Origin of the sequence: Gilliamella sp. B3801 (assembly GCF_026536645.1) — a bacterium.
Taxonomy (GTDB): Bacteria; Pseudomonadota; Gammaproteobacteria; order Enterobacterales; family Orbaceae; genus Gilliamella; species Gilliamella apicola_I.
The window spans coordinates 1-2,917 of record NZ_JAFNNR010000020.1; the positions used below are offsets into that span (position 1 = coordinate 1).

Annotated in this window: 1 protein-coding gene, 1 rRNA gene and 1 other annotated feature (1 of these 3 cut by a window edge); both genes read right to left on the minus strand. The window is 50.3% G+C overall.

What is annotated here, in order from left to right; genetic code table 11:
* Nucleotides 1-8: 8 nt before the first annotated feature.
* Nucleotides 9-124: ribosomal RNA gene (rrf, locus tag J3U14_RS11575) — 5S ribosomal RNA — on the minus strand.
* A gap of 149 nt (nucleotides 125-273) precedes the next feature.
* Nucleotides 274-2,917, minus strand: a sequence feature (most likely nonfunctional fraction of RNA operon) (it continues 1,675 nt past the right edge of the window).
* Nucleotides 714-845, minus strand: a complete 132-nt coding sequence (locus tag J3U14_RS11580; RefSeq protein WP_267369688.1) for a hypothetical protein — start codon at nucleotides 843-845, stop codon at nucleotides 714-716. (Overlaps the previous feature by 132 nt.)

A 2,917-nucleotide genomic window follows, 5' to 3' on the forward strand; every position in this document is an offset into this window, starting at 1 on the left:
ATTTAAAAGTCTGGCGGCACCCTACTCTCACATGGGTAATACCCACACTACCATCGGCACTACGGCGTTTCACTTCTGAGTTCGGCATGGGGTCAGGTGGGACCACCGCGCTATTACCGCCAGACATATCCTGTCTTCTCTTTCTCTATTGATGTACATTATCTCATCTTTACATCAATTCCTCAATCCGGAACAAACTGTTTCTACATTCTTTAACCACCTTCCGATGATTTTATCTTCTCTCTCGCGTATCCCAAAACAACTCCGAGTTGTAAGGTTAAGACTCTCGGTTCATTAGTATCAGTTAGCTCAATGTATCACTACACTTACACACCTGACCTATCTACGTCTTAGTCTCAAACGGACCTTACTGATTCTCATCAGGGAAAACTCATCTCGAGGCTAGTTTCGTACTTAGATGCTTTCAGCACTTATCTATTCCGCACGTAGCTACCGGGCAATGCAATTGGCATCACAACCCGTACACCAGCGGTGCGTTCACTTCGGTCCTCTCGTACTAGAAGCAAACCCTCTCAATTTTCCTACGCCCATGGCAGATAGGGACCGAACTGTCTCACGACGTTCTAAACCCAGCTCGCGTACCACTTTAAACGGCGAACAGCCGTACCCTTGGGACCTACTTCAGCCCCAGGATGTGATGAGCCGACATCGAGGTGCCAAACACCGCCGTCGATATGAACTCTTGGGCGGTATCAGCCTGTTATCCCCGGAGTACCTTTTATCCGTTGAGCGATGGCCCTTCCATTCAGAACCACCGGATCACTATGACCTACTTTCGTACCTGCTCGAGCCGTCACTCTCGCAGTCAAGCTAGCTTTTGCCATTGCACTAACCTCCTGATGTCCGACCAGGATTAGCTAACCTTCGTGCTCCTCCGTTACTCTTTGGGAGGAGACCGCCCCAGTCAAACTACCCACCAGACAGTGTCCCTTACCTCGATTCAGAAGTATAGGTTAGAACATCAAACATTAAAGGGTGGTATTTCAAGGATGACTCCATGCATACTGGCGTACACACTTCTTAGTCTCCCACCTATCCTACACATTAAGGCTCAATGTTCACTGTCAAGCTATAGTAAAGGTTCACGGGGTCTTTCCGTCTTGCCACGGGTACACCGCATCTTCACGGCGATTTCAATTTCACTGAGTCTCGGGTGGAGACAGCCTGGCCATCATTACGCCATTCGTGCAGGTCGGAACTTACCCGACAAGGAATTTCGCTACCTTAGGACCGTTATAGTTACGGCCGCCGTTTACTGGGGCTTCGATCAAGAGCTTCTGCTTACGCATAACCCCATCAATTAACCTTCCAGCACCGGGCAGGCGTCACACCGTATACGTCCACTTTCGTGTTTGCACAGTGCTGTGTTTTTATTAAACAGTTGCAGCCAGCTGGTATCTTCGACTGATTTCACCTCCATCCGCACGGGACTTCAATTACCATCAGCGTGCCTTCTCCCGAAGTTACGGCACCATTTTGCCTAGTTCCTTCACCCGAGTTCTCTCAAGCGCCTGAGTATTCTCTACCTGACCACCTGTGTCGGTTTCGGGTACGATTAACTATAACCTGAAGCTTAGAGGATTTTCCTGGAAGCAGGGCATCAATTACTTCACTACCTTAGTAGCTCGTCATCACGCCTCAGGGTCTCAGTGACCGGATTTGCCTAATCACACCCCTACACGCTTAACCCACCATCCAATAGGTGGTAAACCTAGCCTTCTTCGTCCCCCCATCGCAGTTATAGCCAGTACGGGAATATTAACCCGTTTCCCATCAGATACGCCCTTCGGCCTCTCCTTAGGGGTCGACTCACCCTGCCCCGATTAACGTTGGACAGGAACCCTTGGTCTTCCGGCGAGCGGGCTTTTCACCCGCTTTATCGTTACTTATGTCAGCATTCGCACTTCTGATACCTCCAGCATGCCTCACAACACACCTTCTACGGCTTACAGAACGCTCCCCTACCCAATACACTTGCGTGCACTGCCGCAGCTTCGGTGCATAGTTTTAGCCCCGTTACATCTTCCGCGCAGGCCGACTCGACTAGTGAGCTATTACGCTTTCTTTAAATGATGGCTGCTTCTAAGCCAACATCCTAGCTGTCTAAGCCTTCCCACTTCGTTTCCCACTTAACTATGACTTGGGGACCTTAGCTGGCGGTCTGGGTTGTTTCCCTCTTCACGACGAACGTTAGCACCCGCCGTGTGTCTCCCATGATTAAACTTGTCAGTATTCGGAGTTTGCATCGGGTTGGTAAGCCGGGATGGCCCCCTAGCCGAAACAGTGCTCTACCCCCAACAGTTATACATGAGGCGCTACCTAAATAGCTTTCGGGGAGAACCAGCTATCTCCCGGTTTGATTGGCCTTTCACCCCCAGCCACAGGTCATCCGCTAATTTTTCAACATTAGTCGGTTCGGTCCTCCAGTTAGTGTTAACCAACCTTCAACCTGCCCATGGCTAGATCACCGGGTTTCGGGTCTATACCCTGCAACTTAACGCACAGTTAATACTCGGTTTCCCTTCGGCTCCCCTATTCGGTTAACCTTGCTACAGAATATAAGTCGCTGACCCATTATACAAAAGGTACGCAGTCACACATGCCCAACGACACATGCTCCCACTGATTGTACGTACACGGTTTCAGGGTCTATTTCACTCCCCTCCCGGGGTTCTTTTCGCCTTTCCCTCACGGTACTGGTTCACTATCGGTCAATCAGGAGTATTTAGCCTTGGAGGATGGTCCCCCCATCTTCAGACAGGATATCACGTGTCCCGCCCTACTCTTCAAGCTTCCACATAATCTACCTTCGTGTACGGGACTTTCACCCTCTATCGTGCGACTTTCCAGACGCTTCCACTGATACATTATGCTACCCGCTTTGGGCTCCTCCCCG